The organism is Amycolatopsis plumensis (genome assembly GCF_042652605.1).
GTDB classification, from domain to species: domain Bacteria; phylum Actinomycetota; class Actinomycetes; order Mycobacteriales; family Pseudonocardiaceae; genus Amycolatopsis; species Amycolatopsis plumensis.
On sequence record NZ_JBHSJY010000001.1, the window covers coordinates 7,385,797 to 7,407,686 of the forward strand.

Annotated in this window: 19 protein-coding genes; 7 read left to right on the forward strand and 12 right to left on the reverse strand. The window is 72.4% G+C overall.

What is annotated here, in order from left to right:
• Positions 1–47: 47 nt before the first annotated feature.
• The 5 genes from ACFPLC_RS35755 to ACFPLC_RS35775 are packed head-to-tail and all read right to left on the reverse strand — an operon-like array spanning position 48 to position 2,230.
• Positions 48–383, reverse strand: a complete 336-nt coding sequence (locus tag ACFPLC_RS35755; protein ID WP_378207935.1) for a competence type IV pilus major pilin ComGC — start codon at positions 381–383, stop codon at positions 48–50.
• A 43-nt stretch (positions 384–426) separates the two neighbouring features.
• Positions 427–837 carry a hypothetical protein gene (locus ACFPLC_RS35760; protein ID WP_378207938.1) on the reverse strand — a complete coding sequence of 137 codons (411 nt, stop codon included), beginning with the start codon at positions 835–837 and terminating at the stop codon, positions 427–429.
• A complete protein-coding gene (locus tag ACFPLC_RS35765) occupies positions 834–1,313 on the reverse strand; it encodes a hypothetical protein (RefSeq protein WP_378207940.1) in 480 nt (159 codons plus the stop codon). Before ACFPLC_RS35765 ends, ACFPLC_RS35760 begins: the two co-directional genes overlap by 4 nt.
• Entirely contained in the window at positions 1,310–1,759 is a 450-nt protein-coding gene (locus ACFPLC_RS35770; protein WP_378207943.1) for a hypothetical protein, read from the reverse strand. The genes ACFPLC_RS35765 and ACFPLC_RS35770 overlap by 4 nt, the downstream gene beginning before the upstream one ends.
• 21 nt (positions 1,760–1,780) lie before the next feature.
• Entirely contained in the window at positions 1,781–2,230 is a 450-nt protein-coding gene (locus tag ACFPLC_RS35775) for a hypothetical protein (RefSeq protein ID WP_378207945.1), read from the reverse strand.
• 411 nt (positions 2,231–2,641) lie between these two features.
• Between ACFPLC_RS35775 and ACFPLC_RS35780 the strand changes: the two genes are divergently transcribed.
• Positions 2,642–3,610, forward strand: a complete 969-nt coding sequence (locus tag ACFPLC_RS35780; RefSeq protein WP_378207948.1) for a TIGR01777 family oxidoreductase — start codon at positions 2,642–2,644, stop codon at positions 3,608–3,610.
• 267 nt (positions 3,611–3,877) lie between these two features.
• Here ACFPLC_RS35780 and ACFPLC_RS35785 read toward each other — a convergent pair whose 3' ends face one another.
• A complete protein-coding gene (locus ACFPLC_RS35785; RefSeq protein ID WP_378207951.1) occupies positions 3,878–4,900 on the reverse strand; it encodes a helix-turn-helix domain-containing protein in 1,023 nt (340 codons plus the stop codon).
• Between the two features lie 417 nt (positions 4,901–5,317).
• Between ACFPLC_RS35785 and ACFPLC_RS35790 the strand changes: the two genes are divergently transcribed.
• A protein-coding gene (locus ACFPLC_RS35790) for an IS3 family transposase (protein WP_378208302.1) occupies positions 5,318–6,477 on the forward strand; the annotation gives its coding sequence in 2 pieces (ribosomal slippage) (positions 5,318–5,596 and positions 5,599–6,477; 1,158 coding nt in all).
• Here ACFPLC_RS35790 and ACFPLC_RS35795 read toward each other — a convergent pair.
• A complete protein-coding gene (locus tag ACFPLC_RS35795) occupies positions 6,453–7,766 on the reverse strand; it encodes an IS4 family transposase (RefSeq protein WP_465251642.1) in 1,314 nt (437 codons plus the stop codon). The two genes, ACFPLC_RS35790 and ACFPLC_RS35795, sit on opposite strands and share 25 nt — an antisense overlap.
• Before the next feature lie 287 nt (positions 7,767–8,053).
• Between ACFPLC_RS35795 and ACFPLC_RS35800 the strand changes: the two genes are divergently transcribed.
• A complete protein-coding gene (locus tag ACFPLC_RS35800; RefSeq protein ID WP_378192406.1) occupies positions 8,054–9,004 on the forward strand; it encodes an alpha/beta hydrolase in 951 nt (316 codons plus the stop codon).
• 39 nt (positions 9,005–9,043) lie between these two features.
• On the opposite strand, the gene ACFPLC_RS35805 is transcribed toward ACFPLC_RS35800, so the two are convergent.
• A complete protein-coding gene (locus ACFPLC_RS35805) occupies positions 9,044–10,081 on the reverse strand; it encodes an NADPH:quinone reductase (protein WP_378192408.1) in 1,038 nt (345 codons plus the stop codon).
• Here ACFPLC_RS35805 and ACFPLC_RS35810 point away from each other — a divergent pair.
• On the forward strand, positions 10,080–10,397 hold the full coding sequence (locus tag ACFPLC_RS35810) for a hypothetical protein (protein ID WP_378192410.1): 318 nt from the start codon (positions 10,080–10,082) through the stop codon (positions 10,395–10,397). The genes ACFPLC_RS35805 and ACFPLC_RS35810 overlap by 2 nt on opposite strands.
• Before the next feature lie 34 nt (positions 10,398–10,431).
• Here ACFPLC_RS35810 and glgC read toward each other — a convergent pair whose 3' ends face one another.
• The 4 genes from glgC to ACFPLC_RS35830 form a co-directional block, all read right to left on the reverse strand.
• Positions 10,432–11,649, reverse strand: coding sequence for a glucose-1-phosphate adenylyltransferase (gene glgC, locus ACFPLC_RS35815; protein ID WP_378192412.1), 1,218 nt, complete (start codon positions 11,647–11,649; stop codon positions 10,432–10,434).
• Positions 11,646–12,800 carry a glycogen synthase gene (gene glgA, locus ACFPLC_RS35820; protein ID WP_378192414.1) on the reverse strand — a complete coding sequence of 385 codons (1,155 nt, stop codon included), beginning with the start codon at positions 12,798–12,800 and terminating at the stop codon, positions 11,646–11,648. The genes glgC and glgA overlap by 4 nt, the downstream gene beginning before the upstream one ends.
• 239 nt (positions 12,801–13,039) lie before the next feature.
• A complete protein-coding gene (locus tag ACFPLC_RS35825) occupies positions 13,040–14,431 on the reverse strand; it encodes an SdrD B-like domain-containing protein (protein WP_378192416.1) in 1,392 nt (463 codons plus the stop codon).
• Between the two features lie 170 nt (positions 14,432–14,601).
• Positions 14,602–14,967, reverse strand: a complete 366-nt coding sequence (locus tag ACFPLC_RS35830) for an STAS domain-containing protein (RefSeq protein WP_378192418.1) — start codon at positions 14,965–14,967, stop codon at positions 14,602–14,604.
• 269 nt (positions 14,968–15,236) lie between these two features.
• Between ACFPLC_RS35830 and ACFPLC_RS35835 the strand changes: the two genes are divergently transcribed.
• From ACFPLC_RS35835 to ACFPLC_RS35845, 3 genes are all read left to right on the forward strand, one after another.
• Complete coding sequence (locus ACFPLC_RS35835) at positions 15,237–16,109, forward strand: MerR family transcriptional regulator (protein ID WP_378192420.1); 873 nt, start codon at positions 15,237–15,239, stop codon at positions 16,107–16,109.
• 359 nt (positions 16,110–16,468) lie between these two features.
• On the forward strand, positions 16,469–20,041 hold the full coding sequence (locus ACFPLC_RS35840) for a discoidin domain-containing protein (protein WP_378192422.1): 3,573 nt from the start codon (positions 16,469–16,471) through the stop codon (positions 20,039–20,041).
• Between the two features lie 87 nt (positions 20,042–20,128).
• Positions 20,129–21,862 (forward strand): hypothetical protein, encoded by a 1,734-nt coding sequence (locus ACFPLC_RS35845; RefSeq protein WP_378236042.1) that lies wholly within the window; start codon positions 20,129–20,131, stop codon positions 21,860–21,862.
• Positions 21,863–21,890: the final 28 nt, after the last annotated feature.

The following is a 21,890-nucleotide window of genomic DNA, read 5'->3' on the forward strand; positions in this document are numbered from 1 at the left end:
GGGCGGGCTGGGTCCGCGGGGTGGGTCGCCCCACCCCGCGGACGGGATCAGTGGGTGCAGGCGCCGGAGGCCGTGACGACACCGGCGGTGATGGCGATCGTGTAGCCGTTGGCGGTCGACGGCTCGTCCTTCAGGTAACCGGCGGACTTCAGCGCGGCCGGGCTCGCGGCGTAACTGCCGGTCTTGGCGTAGAAGGCCTCGTTGGCGGTCTCGACGCTCTTCCAGTCCGCGTTGCACGCGGCGGCCTTGCCGTCGCCGTTGAACGCCTGCACGGCGAACACGACGACCCCGGCCAGCACGCCCAGGATCACGACGACGATGAGCAGTTCGATCAGGGTGAAGCCGTCCTCGTTCGCGCGGGCGGCACGCAGTCTTTCCAGCATGGGTTTTCCTTTGCGTTGCAGGGCTTTCAGGGGTGTTCCGGGATCAGCAGGCGGCCACCTCCGGAGATCGGGGGCCCCGCCAGGCGCCGGCGGTCGCGCGCACGCTCACGTACGTGGTCTTGTTGCTGGACAGGGCGACGGTGGCCGAGGTGGTCGTGGTGGTTCCGGCGCTCGTCACGGGACCGTTCTTCGCGGTCGCGGTGAACACCTCGAAACCGGGCGGAAGGGGCGCCGGGTAGCTCCAGTGCACCGTGGCCGTCGGGCCGGAACCGCCGTTGTTGCACTTCGCGTCGTCGAGAACCGGCTGGCCGGGCGTCTGCAGTTTGGCCGCCACCGCGTAGCCGGTGCCGGAGCCGGACTTCTGCCAAGCCGCCTCCGCGACCAGGCCGCTGATCACGGTGGTCCACGCGGCCGCCACCATCGCGGCGGCGAGGACCACCCGGCGCGTGCTCATCCGCTCACCACCGTGACCGTCACCGGGATCGCGAACAGCGCGCCCTGGCAGCCGTCGTCGGACGCCGTGCTCATCGAGACCGCGCCCGCCAGCGTGAGGGTCGCGCTGCCACCCGCGGCCACCGGTGCGTTCGGCGACTGCGCGGTCCAGCTCACGCCGGTCGTCGTGCAGGTGCCCGTCCCGCCGGAGCCGGCCGGCGTCCCGTTCGCCACGATCGTGCTGACCTTGACCGGGTACGGATTCGGGTTGTTCACCAGGATCTTCGCGTCGCCGGCCGGTCCGCCGGGGTAGAGCAGGCCGCTGGTGAAGGCGGCAGCGGCCACCGTCCCGGTCGTCGGTGCGGCCGCCGTTCCGGCCTTCGCGTTCGCGGCCCCGGAACCGGAGCTCGTCCACGCGGCGACGGCGATCCCGCCGCCCAGCGTCGCGCCGACCACCGTGGTGACCACGAGCACGCGGCGCAGGGTCGGGTTCTTCATGGCTTGACCGCCGTTCCTGTGTACGTCAGGGGAAAGGTGACCGACCGGCACGCGTCGGGTGCGCCGGGCAGCATGTGGCTGGTGAGGGCGATGTCGGCGGTGCCGTTGCCGGGGACGGTCACCGGCCGGGGGAGCGCGTCGACCCGGACCGAAGACGCCGGGCAGGCGGGCACCGGACGGCCACCGCGGTCGACCGGTTTGCCGACCGCGGCCGTCACGGTCTGGACGAGAATGGGGAAGTTTTCGGCGTTGGCCAGCCGGATCCACCGCGTCCCGGTCGCGCCGGGGAACAACGCGGTGGCCCGGCCGGGCACGTCGGCGATGCCGAACTGCTTGATGCCGTTGCCGTTCGCGGTGCTCGCCACCGGCGCGGGGCCGAGCGCGAACCACGTGACCACGACGGCCGCGAGCGTGCCGGCCGGAACGGAGATCCGCCACCTGGACATCGGGGCGCCGTCCGGTGCGGATCAGGCGTTGGACGCGAGCGTGGCGGTCAGCGGCAGCACGAAGGTCTGGCCCTTGCAGGCGTCGGTGGCGCCGCCGCTCATCGTCGCGTGCAGGGTGTAGGTGCCGCTGCCCTTGGCCGCGATGGTGCCCGGGGTGGTCCCGGGAACCGCGCTGGTGACGGTCCCGGCGGCGCAGCCGTTGACCGCGTCCGAGGAACCGGCGCTGATCGCGGTGACGACGACGGGGTAGTCGTTGGGGTTGTTGATGGTGACGGTGAAGTCGGTGCCCCCGCCCGGGTAGAGGGCGCTGCCCGAGCCGGCGGGGGTGATTTTCGAGTCGACCGACGTGGTCGAGGAGACCGAGCCGGTGCCGGCGCCGGAGCTGGACCAGGCGGCGTAGGCGACCCCGGCGACGACGACCACCCCGGCGGCGCCGAGGACGACCGCGGACCGCTTGCTGATCTTGCGCATGTGTTTCTCCTGGGACTGGATCGGGAAGCCGGGGCCGGCCCGGCGTGGTCCGAGCGGACCGTCACGAAGAGTGTGCGAATTCCCGGGCGATCTTTCTCCCGGGCGACCGGCCCGACTGCGAAGGCCGGAGGTCCCTTGCCCATTCCGCCCGGACCTGTTACGCGCGCGGGATCGAGCCACGGCGGCGTCGTTTCACCGGGAAGAAGTTCCGATGCGTGACTGTGACCTGTGGTTTTCTCTACCCGATCGGCCGAATGGCGGAGACTGGCCCGTGATCTTCTTGACGGCTCTTGCCGATCTTGAACGGCCTCGTGTGGTGGCGTTCCGACGTCTCCTTCGGGTGATGACTTTCGGTGATAATTGAACGTGTTCAACTCTTGCGATACCGTGGGAGCGGTGAAGGGGGTGGCCATGAAGATCGTGATTCCGGGCGGCACCGGGCACCTGGGACGGGTGCTCGGCCGGGCGCTGGCCGAGCAGGGGAACGAGGTCGTGGTGCTGACCCGGCGGGAGACCCGGCCGGAGCCGGGAACGCGCCACGTCCGGTGGGACGGCCGCGGCCCGGGCCCGTGGACGGCGGAGATCGACGGCAGCGACGTCGTGCTCAACCTGGCGGGCCGCTCGGTGAACTGCCGGTACACCGAGGCGAACCTGCGCGAGATGCTGAACTCCCGCGTCGACTCGGCGAGGGTGGTCGGCGGCGCGATCGCCCGCGCGGCCCGCCCGCCGCGGGTGTGGCTGCAGATGAGCACGGCGACGATCTACGCGCACACGTTCGCCGCGCCGAACGACGAAACCACCGGCGTCCTCGGCGGCGACGAGCCGGACGTCCCGGCCTACTGGTCCACCAGCGTCGACATCGCCAAGGCGTGGGAGCGCGAGCAGCGGCTGGCGGCCACCCCGGACACGCGCAAGGTGGCGCTGCGCACGGCCATGGTGATGAGCCCCGAGCCCGGCGGAGCGTTGGCGATGCTCCTGCGCCTGACCCGCCTGGGCCTGGGCGGCCCGGTAGCGGGCGGCGGCCAGTACATGTCCTGGATCCACGAGGACGACCTGATCGACGCGATCGGTTTTTTGATCGGGCACGAGGAGCTGAGCGGTCCGGTGAACCTGGCGGCCCCGGAACCGTTGCCGTACCGGGATTTCCTGCGCGCCCTCCGCTCGGCGGCGGGGGTGCCGGTGGGCCTGCCGGCCACGAAGTGGATGGCGGAGCTCGGCGCGTTCGTGCTGCGCAGCGACACGGAGCTGCTGTTGAAGAGCCGCCGGGTGATCCCGGGGAGGTTGCGGGAGGCGGGATTCGAGTTCAGGTACCCGGAATGGCCGCCCGCGGCGGAGGATTTGGTGCGGCGGTCACGGGAGGCGCTGCGGCCGGTCGGGTGAGGACTGAGCAGCGCGAGCATTTCGGGTCCGGGTGCGCTCGGCTGAATCCCGGGCGCCCGAGGGTTTCGCGACCGGGGTTCGGCTGCGGCCAGCCGGAGCCGGTGAGGCCGAACACCCTCGAGTTTCGGGATCGGGCCGCGGTTGCGGTCGGTCGGGGTCGGCTGAGTCTTGAGCACCCCGAGGCTCGGGGGCGGGGCCTGGTTGCCGTCGGCCGGGCGGCTGAGTCCTGAGCGGCCCGCGGGTTCCGCGACCGGCGCTCGGCCGCCGTCAGCCGGGGTCGGTGTTGTCCCGTAGCCGGCGCAGGACCAACGCCAGGTGAAGCCGGAAGCGGCCCGCCGGGGAGTCAACCTCGAAGCCCAGTACCGCTTCCGCCCGCGCCAGCCGGGCCGGCATCGTGCTGTGGTGGCGGTGCAGCGCCGCCGCCGCTTTGCGGGCCGAGCCCGTGGCGCACAACGCGTCCAAGGCCGCCAACGTGTCCGCGCCGTGGGGTTCGGCCGCCAGCCGGTCCAGCGCGCGGACGTCGGCCAGCTCCGCGAGTTCCGCCGGCGCGAGCTTGTCCGCGAGCGCGGCCAGCCCGCCGAGCCGTTCCCACCAGACCACGGGCTCCGCCGCCGAGGTGAATCGCAGGGCCGTCCGGGCCGCGGCCCACGAACGAGCCACCTCGATGGCCGGTCCCTCCGGGCCGATGCCCGCGCGGGCGCCGTCCGGCAGTGACGCCACCTCGCCCGGCAGCAGCACCGCCCGCACCCCGCCCAGCCGCGCCGAACGGCCCGCGAGCGCGTCGACGCCGGTGCCCGCGAGCACGCGTAGCCGGGTCGCCGGGCCGAAGCCGAGCAGGTGCAGGGCCCGCGACCGTTCGACCGTGCCGGTCTCCTCCGACAGCACCAGCTCCACCAGCGCCGGATCCCCGAGCTCGGGCCGCGGCACGCCGGAGTGCTCCAGCAGAATGGCGGCGGCGATGGCGAACCGCTCGAGCAGCATGTCGTCGAGCGGGACGGGCGCGCCCGCCCGGGCCACCCACACGGCCACGCCGCCTTCGAGCGTCCGCGTGGCCGCGCCGAGGGGCGCCGCACCGGTGGTGACGGCGTCGTCCCCCGGCTCAGCGCGCAACGACAGGCCCTGACCGGGAGCGTGCACGCCGACCGGGCAGCCGGCCAGGTCCGCGGTGCTGCGCACGAGGACGTCCAGCCCCGCGCGGCCGGCGATCAGGCGGTCGAAGAACCCGATCACCCGCACGGCGTTCTCGGCGTCGGCGTCGAGCCCGGACAGCCGCAGCAGCAGCCCTTTCATCCCGCCACGATAGGCGCGCCGTCGACCGGATGGCGAGCAGCGCCCGCACCCCGGCGAGGATGAGCGCGGGAAGGCGGTCCGGGCGGTGAACGGTGGCCGGCTCGTGAGTGGTAAGGCGGGTTCTAACCCAATGCCACTTAGCTTGTGTTGATCATGCGGCGGTGGTGAGGGTGATGGTGGCGGGTCCGTTGTGGTGGGTGCCGGTGTCGGTGGGTTTCTTAATCCGGTATGCGGTGTGGCGGGCTCGTTTGACCACGCGTGGGTAGGTTCTGTGCCGGCGTTGCGGGTTGAGGTGACGGCGGGTGGTGATGGCGGTGGTGAGTGTTCTGGTCTGCTGGTTAGGGGGAAAAGGGTCTGCCCAGGGTCTGGTTGACACCTCACCTGTGAGGCTTCAGCCTCACCTGGAAGGATGTCACCGTGCCCAAGCCCTACCCCCGCGAGTTCCGTGACGACGTCATCGCCGTGGCCCGTCGCGGCGAGGCCCCGTTGAAGCAGGTCGCCAAAGACTTCGGGATCTCCGAATCGTGCCTGGCCAACTGGCTGCGCTCGGCCGACGTCGAGGACGGCGCGCGGCCCGGCGTAACCCGGGACGAGTCCGCCGAGCTGCGGGAACTGCGGAAGCGGAACCGGCTGCTGGAGCAGGAGAACGAGGTCCTGCGCAAGGCCGCAGCCTATCTCGCGCAGGGCAACCTGCCGGGAAAATAGCGTTCCCGCTCGTCCGTGAACTGGCCGCGGCCGGCGCCCCCGTGCGGGTGCCGGTCGCGGTGACGTGCAGGGTGCTGGGGTTCTCCCGGCAGGCCTACTACCAGTGGTGTTCGTCCCCGGTCTCGCAGCGCGACTTCGACGACGCGCATCTGATCAACGCCGCCCTGAAGATCCATGCCGATGACCCGGCGGACGGGTACCGGTTCATCGCCGACGAGCTCGCCCGACAGGGCTTCGCCGCGTCGGAGAACCGGGTGTGGCGGATCTGCTCGATGCAGCAGATCTTCTCGCTGCACGCCAAGAAGAAAGGCCGTACACGTCAGGCGGGGCCGCCGGTGCACGACGACCTCGTCCGCCGCGACTTCACCGCCGCCGCACCGAACACCAAGTGGCTGACCGACATCACCGAGCATCCCACCGGCGAGGGCAAGCTGTATCTCTGCGCGGTCAAGGACTGCTACTCCAACAAGATCGTCGGGTACTCCATCGCCGACCACATGCGAGCCTCACTCGCCGTTGGCGCGCTGCGCAACGCCATCGCACTGCGCGAGCCACACGGCGTCGTGGTCCACTCCGACCGCGGAGCCCAATTCCGATCAGCGGCCTACCGGCGCCTGCTGCACGCTCATGGGCTGACCGGGTCGATGGGGCGGGTCGGTGCGTGCGGTGACAATGCCGCGATGGAATCGTTCTTTTCATTGCTGCAAAAGAACGTTCTCGATACCCGGCGGTGGCGCACCCGGGAGGAGCTCCGGTTGGCGATCGTGTCCTGGATCGAGACGAAATACCACCGCAAACGCCGGCAACGCGCCCTGGGCAAGCTCACCCCAGTCGAGTTTGAGACCATCTACACAGCCGCAGCAGCGGCCTGAAAATAGTCAGCTCCGGTGTCAACCGAAGTCTGGGCAGCCCCAAAGGCCGCCGGGCCGGAGGTGGTCTGGCGGCGAACGAGGCGGACGGTGCGCAGGAATTTGACCCGGTCGGGGTCGATGTCGGCTTCGGTGGCGGCTCGGCAGATCAGTGTGCTGATGGCGTAGTGGGTGAGCAGGTAGCCGTAGATTTCCTGGCGGATCATGTCCGGGCTTTTCGATCGCAGGACCCGGCCGGGGCCGCGGAGGTGGGTTTTGAGCTGGTCGTTGCCGGTCTCGTGCTCCCAGCGCTGGTGGTAGGCCTGGGCGAGTATCTCGGCCGGGGCGTCGGCGGGATCGCCGATGGTGGTGATCACGCGGATCACCTCGTCCGGGTCGGGTCCGCGGTCGGGCACGGTGTACTCGATCACGCGCACCACGGTCGCCTCGGCGGGGTCGAGGTCACCGCCGTCGCGGGCGGTCTGCAGGATCTCGGCGCGGCGGGTGGTGCTGCGCACGGTCTTGTTGATCAGTACCGACAGGTAGGATCCGTCGTCCAGATCCATCAGCTTCGGGGTCTTCACCGTGGCGGGCAGCCGCCAGAGCAGGGCCGCGCCGGTGGCGGCCGCCTTGCTCCAGTCCTGGTAGCTGTAGAAACCGGAATCGGCGATCAGCAGCCAGTCCTCGGCCAGTGCGGGCCAGAGCCGGCGGGCCAGGGTCTGTTCGCCCTGGCGCTTCCCGCCGGTCCCGCGCCCGCCGATCCGGGTGGCCACGACTGCGTGGGAGGCGCACTCGGCGATGGTCAGTACCCGAACCTTTGCAAACGCGGATGCTTTCTCGCCGGTGCCGCCGGAATACCCGAACTCGGCGACGTTGGCGTCGGTGTCGGGGGCGTCCCACTCGAATCCGTCGATGCTCATCAGCCGCCATGGCCCCAGAAACGCGCCCTGGGTCAGCTCATCGGCTACCGGGACCGCGACCGTGTCGAACACCTCCGCCAGCGGCTCGGCGCCCAGCCGCTGGCGGGCCTGGGTGATCCCGCCTGTGGTGGGAATGTCCCAGCCCGGATCCCAGCATCCCCACGAGGCCAGCGTGCCGGCGAGGCGGGTCATGACCTCTTCGTAATCGTCGTCGGCGAACAACGACAGCGCCATCGCGTAGTACACCATCACGTGCGGGGGCAGTTTCCCGCCGGAGCGCTTCGCGCCCCGGCGGGTCACCGCGATCGCAGTGTCCACCGCGTCCCGTGGCACCGCCGTGGCCAGCACCCCCACCGACATCGAGTCCGCCCACCCGCCACCAATCCCGCTCACGGCAGCGACACTAACCAGCCAACCGACACCGCCAGAAGCACCACACCGACCAGCACAACATCAACTTAAGCTAAGCGGCATTGGGTTCTAACCCGCCTTACCACTCACGACCGGGGGCCAGGGTCCGGTGGTGTCCGGTGAAGCGGCTGGATGGCCGGGCCAAGCGGCGGCCCGGCAAGTCGGGCCCGCACCCGGCACACGTCCGCCGCCGGATGGCGAGGATTCCGGCGGCAACGCCCGCCGCCTGGCGGTGGCCCCGGTCACTTGACGCGGCCGATGATCGGTCCATGACCTACGCGATCGATCCCGAGCTGCTGCCCTGGCTGGACATGCTCCCCGCCGTGACCCTCACCGACCACGAGTCCCTGCTGGCCGCGCGCTCCTCGATGGCGCAGCTCAGCCAGGTCCTGCCCGCCTACGAACCCGCCCGTCCCGTCGACGTCCGGAACGTCTCCGTGCCCGGGCCGTCCGATGCCCCGGACGTCCCGGTCCGCGTCTACGCCCCCGCGAACCGGACCGCTGCCGTGCCCGGCCTGCTGTACATCCACGGCGGCGGGTTCGTCATGGGTGATCTCGACACCTTCGACGCGCACGTGCTGCGCCTGGTCGACGAGCTCGGCATCGTGATCGTATCGGTGGACTACCGGCTCGCCCCCGAACATCCCTTCCCGGCGCCGGTCGAGGATTGCTACGCGGCCCTGACCTGGGCGGCGGCCAAGGCGGACGAGCTCGGCATCGACCCGGCCCGCCTGGGCGTGGCCGGCGAAAGCGCCGGCGGTGGCCTCTCGGCCGCGGTGGCGCTGCTGGCCCGCGACCGCGGCGGCCCGCAGTTGTGCTTCCAGTACCTCGGCATCCCGGAACTCGACGACCGCCTGGACACCCCGTCGATGCGGGCCTACACCGACACGCCGATCTGGAACCGGCCGAACGCGGTGCACAGCTGGACGAGCTACCTCGGCGCGGAACCCGGCGGCGAGGACGTCTCGCCCTACGCCGCTCCGGCACGCGCGACCGACCTGGCCGGGCTGCCGCCCGCGTTCGTGACGACCTGCCAGTTCGATCCCCTGCGCGACGAGGGAATCGCCTACGCGCAGCGGCTCGCGCACGCGGGTGTGCCCGTCGACCTGCGCCTCTACCCGGGCACCTTCCACGGCTCCAGCCTGGTCGAGACGGCGGCGATCTCCCGCCGGATGTTCGCCGACGAGCTCGACGCGCTGCGCCGCGGCCTGGCCTGTTGAGCGGCGGTGGGCGGCCCGGGAAACCGGGCCGCCCACCCGTCAGTCCGCGGGACCGACGTCGATCAGCACCTTCCCGGTGATCCCGTCCTCCGACGCCGCGTGGGCTTTCGCCGTTTCCGCCAGCGGGAACCGGTGGATCGGCACCCCGCGGTCCTCGCCGAGCCGCAGCGCGCCGTCGGCCATCGCCGCCGTGATGTCCTCGGCGCCGGCGCGGAGCTTGTCCTCGCCCACCGTGTACAGCACCAGGAACTGGTAGCGCGCGTTCAGCCACAGGTTCGTCCCGAAGTCCAGACTGATCGTCCCGGTGCCCCGGTCGTCGCCGTAGGTCGCGACCGTCCCGCGCGGGCGCAGCACCTCCGTGTGCAGCTTCGCGTTGACCCCCATCGCGACCTCGACCACCACGTCCACCCCGTCGGGGGCGATCGAGCGGATCCGCGTGCCCAGCGACGGGTCGGGGTAGCGCAGCACGTGCTGGGCGCCGGCGGCCCGGGCCAGCGCCTCCTTCTCCGCGCTGCTGACCGTCGCGATCACCGTCGCGCCGGCCCAGCGGGCGAGCTGGACGGCCGCGTTGCCGACCGCGCCCGCCCCGCCGCTGACGAGCACCGTGCGGCCGGCCAGCGCGCCGGGGGAGAGCCGGGACGGACCGTCCTCGGCGACCGTGAGCGCGCGGTGCGCGGTCAGCGCCGGGATGCCGAGCCCGGCGCCCTCGTCGAAGCCCGCTGCGTCGGGCAGCCGGACCAGCTTCGCGGCCGGCAGCACCGTGTACTCCTGCGCGGTGCCGGACGCGGGGCCGTAGGTGCCGGCGGTGATCAGCCAGACGCGGTCGCCGGGCGCGAAGCCGTCGACGTCCGGGCCGACCGCGTCGACCACGCCCGCGCCGTCCTGGTGGGGGACCGTTTCCGGGATTTCGGCCCCCGGCTCGGCGCGGAGGCCGCTGCGGGCCTTCCAGTCCGTGGGGTTGACCGCGGACACGACGACCCGGACGCGGACCTCGCCCGGCCCCGGGTCCGCGACGGCCCGTTCCGACAGTTCCAGCACCTCGGGTCCGCCGTGGCGGCGGTAGACGACTGCCTTCATGCCGGGTGCAATCCGCGACCCGCCCGGGATATTCCCGGCGATCGCGGAAATGCGCGCCGGAAATCGTTTTTTCGACGCCGGGAAAGCGGGAAAACGAGATCCCCCGGCCGGGCGATTTTCGGCGCTCGTGTCGGCGAAATCGGCGGCCGTCGCAGAAACTGGGCGCGTGGGAGAGGAAAAGGGCAGCCCGGGGGACGAGCGGCCGAAGCGCGACGACGGTGAGCCGACGCCGATCTTCGACGCTGTGTTCGATGCGACGCGCGCGCAGGCGAATACGCCGAACCCGCCGCCGGAGCCGGGCAAAGCCGAACGGTGACGGACGGCGGGGTGGCCGACGCGGCCACCCGCGCCTAGATCGCGCGTTCCCCCTTGCCCAGCACGACGATGCCGCCTTCGCTGACGTGGTAGTGCCCGCGGTCGCGGGCCAGGTCGACACCGATGTGCGCGCCCGCCGGGACCACGACGTTCTTGTCCAGGATCGCCCGCCGCACCACCGCGCCGCGGCCGACGCGAGCGCCGTCGAGCAGGACCGAGCCCTGCACCACCGCGCCCTGCTCGACGATGACGTCGGGGGAGAGCACCGAGTCGACGACCTGCGCGCCGGAGATGATGCAGCCGTTGCTGACGATCGACTGATTCGCCGAACCGCCCTCGACGAACTTCGCCGCCGCCCGCTGGCCGGGGTGGGCGAGGATCGGCCACCGCCGGTTGTAGAGGTTGAAGATCGGGTGCGTCGAAATGAGGTCGGTGTGCGCCTCGTAGTAGCTGTCGATCGTCCCGACGTCGCGCCAGTAACCGTGGTCGCGTTCGGTTTCGCCGGGCACGACATTCGTGTTGAAGTCGTAGACGGCCGCTTCGCCCGATTTGACCAGCGCCGGGATGATGTCACGCCCCATGTCGTGGTGCGACGCGGCGTTTTCGGCGTCGGCGTAGAGCGCTTCCAGCATCACCTTCGTGGTGAAGATGTAGTTGCCCATCGACACGTACGCCTCTTCGGGCGAGTCCGGTAGGCCCGGCGGGTCCGCCGGCTTCTCCATGAAGGCGTCGATCATGAGCCCGTCGGTGGTCCGGATGACCCCGAACGAGCTCGCCTCCTTCCGCGGCACCCGGATGCCGGCGACCGTGACGCCCGCGCCGGAGGCGATGTGGGCCTCCAGCATCTGCCGCGGGTCCATCCGGTAGATGTTGTCCGCGCCGAACACCGCGATGTACTCGGGGTTCTCGTCGTGGACGAGGTTGAGGCTCTGGTGGATGGCGTCGGCGCTGCCCTGGTACCAGCGCGGGCCGAGCCGCTGCTGCGCGGGCACCGGGGTGACGTACTCGCCGGTCAGCGAGGACAGCCGCCAGGTCGTCGAGATGTGCCGGTCGAGCGAGTGCGACTTGTACTGGGTCAGCACGCACAGCCGCCGGATGCCGCCGTGCACGAGGTTGGAGAGCACGAAGTCGATCAGCCGGTGCGTGCCGCCGAACGGCACCGCCGGCTTCGCCCGGTCCGCCGTCAGCGGCATCAGGCGCTTGCCCTCCCCGCCCGCGAGCACGATGCCCAGGACATGGCATTCGCTGTTCACAGCGACCTCCCGCACGCCTCGTAGAGGGCGACCGTCCGCTCGGCGATCGCCTTCCAGCCGAACTCGCCGACCGCGCGCTCGCGGCCGGTGGTGCCCATGGCGGCGGCCCGGTCCGGGGAGCCGACCACCTCGTTCAGCGCGGCGGCCAGGCCCGCCTCGAACCCCTGCGGGTCCTGTTCGTCGTAGTGCACCAGCAGGCCGGTCCGGCCGTCGTCGACCACCTCGGGGATGCCGCCGACGTCGCTGGCCACCACCGGCGTGCCGCAGGCCATCGCCTCGAGGTTCACGATGCCCAGCGGCTCGTAGACCGACGGGCAGGCGAACACCGCCGCGTGGGTGAGCAGCTGAACGACCTCGGCGCGCGGCAGCATCTCCGGGATCCAGCGGACGCCGGTGCGGGTCTTCTCCAGCTCGGCGACCAGCCCGCGGAACTCCGCGTCCAGCTCCGGGGTGTCCGCGCCGCCGGCGCACAGCACCAGCTGGACGCCGGGGTCCAGCGAAGCGCCCGCCCGGACCAGGTGCGGGACGCCCTTCTGCCGGGTGATCCGGCCGACGAACAGCACGTACGGCCGGTCCGGGTCGATGCCGTGCTTCGCCAGCGCCTCGGTGCCCGGGTCGGGGCGATAGAGCGTGGTGTCGATGCCGTTGTGGATCACATGGACGCGCTCGGGCGGCACCGCGGGGTAGGCGTCGAGGACGTCCCGGCGCATCCCGCCGCTGACGGCGACGATCGCGTCCGCGGCTTCGTAGGCCTCGCGCTCGATCCACGACGAGACGCGGTAGCCGCCGCCGAGCTGCTCGGCCTTCCACGGCCGCAGCGGCTCCAGCGAGTGCGCGGTGACGACGTGCGGGATGCCGTGGGTCATCTTCGCCAGGTGCCCGGCGAGGTTCGCGTACCAGGTGTGGCTGTGCGCGAGGTCGTGGCCTTCGAGGGCGTTCGCCATGGAGACGGCGATGTCCATGGTCGTGAACGCGGGCTGCCGGTAGCCGTGCGGGTCGGTGTGCCCGGTGGCGTCCGCGCGGTCCGCGCCCCAGCAGTGCACGTCGAGGTCGACCAGCGGCCGCAACTCCCGGGCGAGGAACTCCACATGGACCCCGGCGCCGCCGTAGACCTCCGGCGGGTATTCGCGGGTGAGCAGACCGACCTTCATGATGCGAACCCTAGGGCCTGACCGGCCCGTGGCGCAGTCTGGCGGACAGGGGAATTCCGCGAGTTTTCCGTCACTGCCGGGGTGATCGCGTGCTTCCCGGGGACCGCGCCCCCGCCGCCGACCGGACCAGCCGGTGCGTCCGGTCCGCTTGGCGTCCCGCTGATCAGCGGTTTCGCGGTCCGGTCCGCTCCACTGTGGACGACCCGTGGCCCGGCGCGCGGCCGGGCCACGGGCGGAGGTCAGCGCTGGTACCGCAGCGCCCAGTCCTCCCCGCAGTACCAGCAGGTCCCCACGGAAACGGCGCCCTGGTCCGCGTCGACCGCGCGCCAGCCCGCGACCCGCACGCGGTACGGGCCGGCCGGAACCGTCCCGAAGGCCACGTGCCCCTGCGCGTCGGACACGGCGGTCGCGGTGACCGAGCCGTCGACCCGGTCGACCAGCTCGACCGCCGTACCCGAGATGGCCTCGCCCGCGTCGACGGTGTAGTTGGCGTTGTCGTCGTGGTAGACCACGCCGGCGGTGGTGCCCGGCGGGGCCGGCACGCGGGCGGCGGAATCGACCGTGGGCCGTCCGTCGAGGGGACCGGATTCGGGCCCGAAGTCACAGGAGAGGCGGAATCCCCCGTAGGTCGTGGCGGCGGTGGGGACGGTGCCGGTCTCGGTGAAGGTCCGCGTCTCGCCCGCGGCCAGGTCGAACGCGCCGGGCGCGGTGATGTCGTCCCAGGCCTCCCACCCGAGCAGGTGGTCCGGGGACCCCCCGACGCGGTCGCACCCCGCGGAGATCCCGTGCAGGTCGCCGCCGCTGACGTTGGTCAGGGTCAAGGTGACCTGGACCGTGTCGCCCACCTGGTAGGTGCCGCGGTCGAACGAGCCGGTCGCGTGCAGCTTCTCGGAGAACGGCCGGACCGCGCGCAGTGCCACCGACGGCCCGGGGTCGCTCCCGTCGACGTCGAGGCGCTGCTCGGTCGCGGCGTCGTAGATCCAGCCGTCCGGCAGCTTGGTGGTGGAGATCCCGTAGCGCTGGGCCGGTAGGTCGGTGAAGGTGAACCGGCCGTCGGCGTCGGTGGTCGTCTCGATCGGGTTGCCGGAGCTCGTGCCGAACAGGGAGGCGGTGGCGCCCGGTAGGCCCTCACCCGGGTCGAAGGCGCCGTTCTCGTTCCGGTCGCCGTAGACGACACCGGAGCCGGCCCCGTGGGTCGTCGTCGGGTCGATCAGCGGCACGACCAGCTCTCCGCCGGGCGTCCAGTCGGCGCGGAACCGCTCGTGCGGCACGCCGTTCCAGGTCCAGACGGCGGCGGTGATCGTGAACGTCCGGGTGGCACCCGGGTCGAGCGTCACGCCGGCCTGCGGGCTGCCGCCGAGGCCCGCCCAGTCCTGGACCGACAGCCAGGAGCCGGAGAGGTGCTCGTCCCACAGCGTGACCTTCGTCAGCGGCTGGTCGGTCGTGTTGGTGAGCGTCAGCGTGATCGGGAAGGGCTTCCCGATCAGCTGCGGTTCGGCGCCGACCGAGGCGGTGATGAGCAGCGACGGCCCGTCGGCGTGGGCGGCCGGTGTGACGAAGGCGCCGGTGGTGAGCACGGCGGTGAGCACGGCGAACAGCCGTCTCACCCCGCGAAGGGGTGTTCTGGACACGGTGGATCCCCCTGGAACGGCCGGACCGGCGGCTCCCCGCGGCGCCGCCCGGCGATGGCGCAGAAGACTGCGATCACCGTCAAGCTAGCGAACCCGGACGTGCCGGACCAGGGCCGACGGGGTGATCGGCGGCCGCTCGGGGGTTTCGGGTGGCTATCGTGGGGCGAAGGTCACGACCGCCCGGCCGCGACGGCCGCGTGGGCGGTGTCGGGCCGGCTGTGCAGCGGCAACAGCCGGTTCAGCCCGAGGATCTGCAGTGGCCGGGCGACGGCGGCCTGTCCGGCGGCGATGGCGTAGGGCACGTTCCGCGCGGCGGCGTCCCGGTAGGCCTCGACCAAGACGCTGAAGACGGTCGAGTCGCAGAAGGTCGTCTCGGTGAGGTCCGCGACGACCCCGCGGGCACCGGCGTGGACGGGTTCGAGCAGCGCCTTCCGCAAGGCGCGGGCGCTGCTCAGGTCCAGCTCGCCCGCGCAGCGGACGGTCACCACGCCGTCGTCGGTCGTGACGGTGATGTCGGCGGTGTGGTGGTCGGTCATCGCTTCTCTCCTCCTCGGGGCACCCCGGTCGAAAATACCCACCCGGACGCAAGATCACTCGCCGCGGCGGCGGCCACCCGCGTCCGGCAGCGCTGCACAACCGTTGCGGGACGGGTCCGCGGCGGGGGCGATCCGGCTCGCGCGGACGGGACCGCCGACGCCGGTCAGCCCGTCGCCCCCGCGGCCACGGCCTGCGTGTCTTCGGCGTGGGGCCGCCCGTGGGATCGCTAAACTGCGTCGGTTCGCGGTTGGTGAGGCGAAGGGGCACGGTGGAACCCGACAACGACGCGCCGCCCGGCGCCGGGGCCTGGGCGCCCGGCAAGGTGGCCGAGCTGCTCGGGGTGTCGCCGGTGACGCTGCGCAGCTGGAGCGCGCGGTACGGGATCGGCCCGCCCGCCGGTGCCGGGCGCCACCGCCGCTATTCCGACGCGGACGTCCGCCGCCTGCAGCACATGCAGCGCCTGGTCGCCCGCGGGATGCCGGTGCGGGAGGCGGCGGAGGCGGCGTTCGGCCGCTCACCGGCCGGGCTCGAGGTGCCGGCGTCCCGCCGCGCGCGCGAGCTCACGGAGGCCGCGGACGAGCTCCGGTACGCCTCGGTGGCGGGGCTGCTGGACGAGACGCTGGGCACCCTCGGCCCCGCGGCGGCCTGGACCGAGGTGCTGGCCCCGGTCCTGCGCGGCCTCGGTGACCGCTGGCAGCGCGGTGACGTCTGCTTCGCCTCGGAATGGGCGCTGGCGTCGGAGATCTCCCTGGCGTTCGAGCGCTTCAGCCGCCGGTTCCCGGCGGCGGTGCCGGGCCGCCCGGTGCTGCTGGCCTGTTGCCCGGCGGAGCGGCATTCGCTGCCGGTCGAGGCGCTGCGGGCCACCCTGGCCGAGGCGGCGGTCCCGGTGGCGTACCTGGGGCAGCTGGTCCCGGCGGAGACGGTGGCGGACCTGGCGGCCCGGCTGGACCCGGTGCTGGTGGTGCTGTGGTCGACGGCCCCGGCGACCGCCGACGACCTCCTGGCGGCCCGCATCCGCGCGCTGGGGTGCGCGGTGGGCACGGCCGGGCCGGGCTGGGAGCACCTGGGGGACCGCGGCTTCCGGTGGGTGAACGACCTGGCTTCGGCCGTGGAGCTGGCGGTGGAGCACGCGGGCGCCTAAGGGCCGTTGGGGCTGTTGGCGGGTGATTCCTGCGTCGGCGGGTGTTACTTTGCGGCCCCGCTTGCGGAGGCGTGAGGTCTGCCGGCGGCGCGATCCCCGCTCCGGCGAGGCTGGCCGGGCCTGACCCGTTTGCTTTCCCCAGTCCCGCGCTGCGAAATCGCGGCAAGTTCGTTGCGATGCTCTCTTGTACCGCTCACCGGAGCAGGTCGTCGACATCGATGTCATTTCTCCGAATTCTTGTCCTCCTTGTCTTCTTGACGGTGTCGGCGGCCGCGGCGGAAGCTTCCTGGCAACGTTGTCAGCCCCTCGGCGCCCCACCCCGCCAGGTCCGGCTGCCGCTTTTGGAGAACGGAGTCCGCATGGCGGAGAACGAGCGCGTGGAGGCGGCGGCCGTGTCCCGTCGGCACGTCCTGGCCGCCGGGAGCGGCCTGCTGGCCGGGTTCGGCCTCGCGGCCGTCCTGCCCGGTGTCGCGTCGGCTGCCCCGGCCGCGTCCGAGAGCCGCAAGAGCGATCTCGCGCTGTTCCGGCCGGTCCAGGTCTCCTCGACCGCCTACGCCGCCACCCCCGCCGAGTTCGCCGTCGACGGGCTCGCCCAGGTCGGTGTCCGCGGCTCCGGCTGGCGCGCCGCCCAGGGGGACGGCCAGTGGATCGTCGTCGACCTGCAGGCGCCCTGCGCCATCGAATCGGTCGTGCTCACCTTCGAGGCCCGGCCCGGCGACCCGGCTTTCGACGCCGGCGCCTCCCGCTCCCGCACCAGCGGCTTCGAGATCCAGTCCAGCTACGCGACGGCGTTCGACCTCGACGTCTCCGGCGACGGCAAGGCGTGGCGGACCGTGCACCACACCGACACCGGCACCGGCGGTGTCGTGACGATCCCCGTGGCCGTCACCGCGCGCTGGGTCCGCTTCACCGCGAGCCGGCGCTCGACGGCGAACCCCCTGGGCCTCAACGGCTTCCAGGTCTTCGGCACCACCCGCGACGCCCGGCCCGCCGTCCGCGGCTGGACGAGCTTCCCGGTGCGTCCGCACGACGACCCGCCGTCGCTCGCCGTGGCGGCCGACGGCACCGTGCCGCTCGAATCCGGCTGGGTGCTCACCATGGACGACTGGGCACCCACCGGCGACGGCAAGACCCTCTCGGGCGCCACGGTGGACACCCGCGGCTGGCTCCCGGCGACCGTGCCCGGCACCGTGCTGGCCTCGCTCGTCGAGCAGGGGCAGCTGCCCGATCCGGTGGCCGGGATGAACAACCTGCACGTCCCGGAAGCGCTTTCCCGCCACGCCTGGTGGTACCGCCGCCGCTTCGCCCTGCCGCGAGGTCTGGACACCTCCCCGGGGCGGCACGTCTGGCTGGAGTTCGACGGCGTCAACCACGAAGCGCAGATCTGGCTCAACGGCGCCGAAATCGCCACCCAGAGTCACCCGTTCGGCCGCGGCGTCCACGACGTCACCGCCGCGCTGCGCCGCACCGGCGAGCAGGTCCTGGCCGTGAAGATCTCGCCGATGCCGCGGCCCGGCAGTCCCGGCGACAAGGGCGCCGACGGCAGCTCCTGGGTCGACGCGGGCGGCACGATGTTCGACAACTCGCCGACCTACCTCGCCGTTTCCGGCTGGGACTGGATGCCCGCGGTGCGCGACCGCGCGTCCGGCCTCTGGGACCACGTCCGCCTGCGCTCCACCGGCGCGGCCGTGCTCGGCGACGTCCGCGTCGACACGAAGGTGCCCGACGGCCGGACCGCCGAGGTGACGCTGACCGTCCCGGTGCGCAACGCGGCCGCGACCGCCCAGCGCGTCAAGGTCACCGCCGCGTTCGGCCCGGTGAACCTGACGGCCACGGTGACGATCCCGGCCGGGCAGAGCGCCGACGTCGTGTTCCCGAAGCAGCGGGTCGAGAACGCGAAGCTGTGGTGGCCCAACGGCTACGGCGACCCGAACCTCTACGACCTGACGCTGACCGCGGCGATCGGCGCCGCCACGAGCGACCGCCGGACGGTCAAGATCGGCCTGCGCGAGATCGGCTACCGGTACGAGCAGCCCATCGTCATCTCGGACAGCCGGGCCACCCAGACCGTCGAGCTGGGCCCGCAGAACGCCCGGTTCGTCCGGATGCAGGGCCTCAAGCGCGCGACGAGCTGGGGTTTCTCGCTCTGGACGATGTCCGTGCTGAACGGCTCGGGTCCCGACCTGGCCCAGGGCAAGCCGTCGTCGTCGCAGTCGGTGGCCGACGGGAACCCGCCCGAGCGCGCCTTCGACGGTGACCCGAACACGCGCTGGGCGTCGGAGTACAGCGACAACCAGTGGCTGCAGGTGGACCTCGGCGCCGCGACGGCGTTCGACCGGGTGGTGCTGACTTGGGAAACCGCTTACGCCGCGACCTTCAAAATCCAGGTGTCGCAGGACGGTGACACCTGGACCGACGCGGCGTCGGTCGACAACACCCCCAAGCCGCTGACCTTCCTCGTCAACGGCGTCAAGATCTTCGCCCGCGGCGGCAGCTGGGGCTGGGACGAACTGCTGCGCCGGATGCCCGCCGAGCGGGCCGACGCCGTCGTCGCGATGCACCGCGACATGAACTTCACGCTGATCCGCAACTGGGTCGGGTCGTCGTACCGCCAGGAGCTGTTCGACGCCTGCGACAAGTACGGCATCCTGCTCTGGAACGAGTTCTGGGACGGCTGGTCGACCGATCCGGCCAACCACGACATCTTCCTGGCGCAGGCGAAGGACACCGTGCTGCGCTACCGCCACCACGCGTGCGCGGTCGTCTGGTTCGGCTGCAACGAGGGCACCCCGCCGGCGGTGATCGACAACGCGCTGCGCGACCTCGTGCACACCGAAACCGACCTGCTCTACCAGGGCAACTCCGCCGGCGGCGTGATCACCGGCGACGGGCCGTACTACTGGCAGGACCCGAAGCGGTACTTCACCGGCGAAGCGACCGGCGGGAAGGCCGGGTTCTGGAGCGAGATCGGGCTGCCGACGGTGTCGGTCGTGGAAAGCATGCGCAACCTCGTCGGCGCGGGTGATCCGGGCTGGCCGATCGGGGCGCCCTGGTTCCTGCACGACTGGTCCACCAACGGCAACCAGTCGCCGCAGAGCTACCTGGCGGCGATCGACGCGCGGCTGGCGCCGTCGACGAGCCTGGCCGAGTTCTGCCGCAAGGCGCAGTTCGTCAACTACGAGAGCATGCGCGCCATCTTCGAGGCGTGGAACGCGAAGCTGTGGAACGACGCCACCGGCGTGCTGCTGTGGATGTCCCACCCCGCCTGGCACAGCACGGTCTGGCAGACCTACGACTATGACCTCGACGTCAACGGCAGCTACTACGGCGCGCGCAAGGGCTGCGAGGCCACGCACGTCCAGGCCGACCTGACGACGTGGCAGGTGCGGGTGGTCAACCACACGCCGGGCGCGCTGACCGGCGTGACCGCCACGGCCCGGCTGCACGGCCTCGACGGGGCGGCGCTCGGGCCCGCGCAGCAGCAGAAGCTCGACGTGGCCCCGGTTTCGGCCGCGGCCGCGTTCGCGGTCCCGTTCGACGGCGGCCTGCCCGACCTGCACCTGCTCCGGCTGACCCTGACCGACGGCCGGGGCACGGTGCTGTCGGAGAACACGTATTGGCGGTACCGGACGGACACGGCGATGCGCGCGCTCAACCAGCTGCCGGGCGCGCGCCTGACGACGTCGCTGAAGTCCGACGGTGACGCCTACACCGCGACGATCCGCAACGACGGGCGCACGGTGGCGGCGATGATCCGGCTGTCGCTGCGGGAGAAGAACGGCACCGACCGCGTACTGCCGACCCGCTACGGCGACAACTACTTCTGGCTGCTGCCGGGGGAGACCCGCACGGTCCGCGTCGAGCCGCGGCGGCGGGTGCCGAACGCGAAACTGCTGGTCGAGGCGTACAACGTGGCGGCGAAACTGATCTAGCCGCGGTTTTGTCGGACCCCGCCGTTAGGCTCGCGGGGCCTGCGAGCGAGGAGTGCCGGTGCGTGGCTGCGGGTCGCGATCCGGAGCGTGTGGAGGGGCGCGTGCAGCCCCTCACCGTCCACCGACGACCAGCCCGGAGCCGGTCCTGGTCTCGGTTCTCCTCGCTCGCGGGCCCGACGTGGGGGAGGGGCGGTCATCGAAGAGCTGTACCGCACGGTGCTGGCCAGGGCGGCGTACCAGGACGCGTTCTTCGCGTGGCCGGTTCCGGAGCGGGAGAAGTACGTGTCGCTGCTGCGGGCGGCGGATCCGTCGTGGGCGCCGGGGTTTCTGCAGTGGCTCCGGACGGAGACGGGGATGCGCTACCCGGTCCTGGTCGGAGCGGCGGCGTTCGTGGCCGGGCGGCTGGACCGGGGCGAGCACGGGGTGTCGCGGCAGGTGATCGCCTCGGTGCTGCGCCGGGCGCACGACCCGGGGCATCTGCTGGCGTACTGGAGGTTTGCGTATGGGCGTTCGCTGCCGAAGCCGGTGAAGCGCGGCGTGGCGGACGCGGTCACGCGGCTGTACGACGAGCCGGCCCTGCTGGCCTTCGACGACGGCGGCCACCACTTTTCGCTCGGGTTCGTCCGCGCCGACCTCCCGCGGCACGGCGGCATCGGCACCCCGCGGCCACTGCGGTTCGGCGAGGTGATCAGGCTGGTCCACCCGCGCGCCCGCGACCGGGCGCAGGGCGATCTGTTCCGGTACGCACTGGCCCGGCGGCAAGGGAGGGTGGGGGCGGTTCCGGAGACGCTGCCGCTGGTGCGCACCTGGACCGGGGCGGGGGACTTGGGCGGGCAAGGCGCCGAGGTTCCGGGCGTGCCGCCTCGGGAGAGTGTGGTGGCCGGGCAGGCAGTTCCGGAGGTCGGGAAGTCGGCCGCGCACCGGGGGAGTGCGGCGGCGCTGCCAGAGAGCCCGGCCGCTGAAGTGGGGACCGAACCCACCTCACTCGCCGGACCGCTGAAGCTCGTGGCTGCCGCCCGGTCGCGCGGCGGCCACCCGCCACCCGCGCAATGGCTCGCCCAGCTCCGCCGCGCCGGCACCCGTCCGCACGCCGAAACCCTCCTCGCCGCCCTCCCGCTCGTCGACCTGCTCGCCCGGCCGGACGGCCTCGCCCGCCTGGAACCCCTGATCCCGCACCTGCCCCTCACCACCCTCCTCGCCCACCTGCGCCGCCTCGACGCGGCCGGGATCGGGTTCGAGACCGCGATGGCCATCGCCGCGCGGATCGCCGATCCCGCCGAAGTCCGCGCTTCCAGCGCCGGGCCGCTGCGGTTCGCCGCGGCCTGGCTGGGCGTGGACAGCCGTCGGTGGGAACCCGCCCTCGCCGCCGGGGCGCGGCACAGCCTCGACTCCGTCCCGCGGCTGCCCGGACGCACCCTCGTCCTGATCGAACCCGGCAGCGACACCCGGATCGTCTTCGGGCTCGCCCTGGCGCAACGCTGCGAAGACGCCGACGTCGTCCACCCCGCCGGTGGGCGGTTCCCGCTCGAACCGGGTGAATCGCCACTGCACGCGCTGATCCGCTGGCACTCCGCGCACCCGCGCACCCCGGCGCCCACCGGGCACGACCGTGTCGTCGTCCTCACCGAGCAGTACGGCGAGGACGTGCGCACCGAGGCCCCGCTCTACGTCTGGGAGACGCGCCGCCACAGCTCGCACGAGCACGAGCCGGAGTTCCCGGCCGGTTCGCGGGGCCTCTTCCTCCGCGGGCTCGGCGACGCCTCCTTCCTGATCATCCCCTGGTGGGAGGAGTTGGTCGCCGACGACCAAAGGACATACTGAATTCGTCCGCCGCGACGAACCACGCCGG

Excerpts from the sequence above, each read along its gene's own strand:
- ACFPLC_RS35755 (WP_378207935.1), bottom strand. The coding sequence starts at position 383 with ATGCTGGAAAGACTGCGTGCCGCCCGCGCGAACGAGGACGGCTTCACC.
- ACFPLC_RS35760 (WP_378207938.1), bottom strand. The coding sequence starts at position 837 with ATGAGCACGCGCCGGGTGGTCCTCGCCGCCGCGATGGTGGCGGCCGCG.
- ACFPLC_RS35765 (WP_378207940.1), bottom strand. The coding sequence starts at position 1,313 with ATGAAGAACCCGACCCTGCGCCGCGTGCTCGTGGTCACCACGGTGGTC.
- ACFPLC_RS35770 (WP_378207943.1), bottom strand. The coding sequence starts at position 1,759 with ATGTCCAGGTGGCGGATCTCCGTTCCGGCCGGCACGCTCGCGGCCGTC.
- ACFPLC_RS35775 (WP_378207945.1), bottom strand. The coding sequence starts at position 2,230 with ATGCGCAAGATCAGCAAGCGGTCCGCGGTCGTCCTCGGCGCCGCCGGG.
- ACFPLC_RS35780 (WP_378207948.1), top strand. The coding sequence starts at position 2,642 with ATGAAGATCGTGATTCCGGGCGGCACCGGGCACCTGGGACGGGTGCTC.
- ACFPLC_RS35785 (WP_378207951.1), bottom strand. The coding sequence starts at position 4,900 with ATGAAAGGGCTGCTGCTGCGGCTGTCCGGGCTCGACGCCGACGCCGAG.
- ACFPLC_RS35800 (WP_378192406.1), top strand. The coding sequence starts at position 8,054 with ATGACCTACGCGATCGATCCCGAGCTGCTGCCCTGGCTGGACATGCTC.
- ACFPLC_RS35810 (WP_378192410.1), top strand. The coding sequence starts at position 10,080 with ATGCCGGGTGCAATCCGCGACCCGCCCGGGATATTCCCGGCGATCGCG.
- ACFPLC_RS35805 (WP_378192408.1), bottom strand. The coding sequence starts at position 10,081 with ATGAAGGCAGTCGTCTACCGCCGCCACGGCGGACCCGAGGTGCTGGAA.
- glgA (WP_378192414.1), bottom strand. The coding sequence starts at position 12,800 with ATGAAGGTCGGTCTGCTCACCCGCGAATACCCGCCGGAGGTCTACGGC.
- ACFPLC_RS35830 (WP_378192418.1), bottom strand. The coding sequence starts at position 14,967 with ATGACCGACCACCACACCGCCGACATCACCGTCACGACCGACGACGGC.
- ACFPLC_RS35840 (WP_378192422.1), top strand. The coding sequence starts at position 16,469 with ATGGCGGAGAACGAGCGCGTGGAGGCGGCGGCCGTGTCCCGTCGGCAC.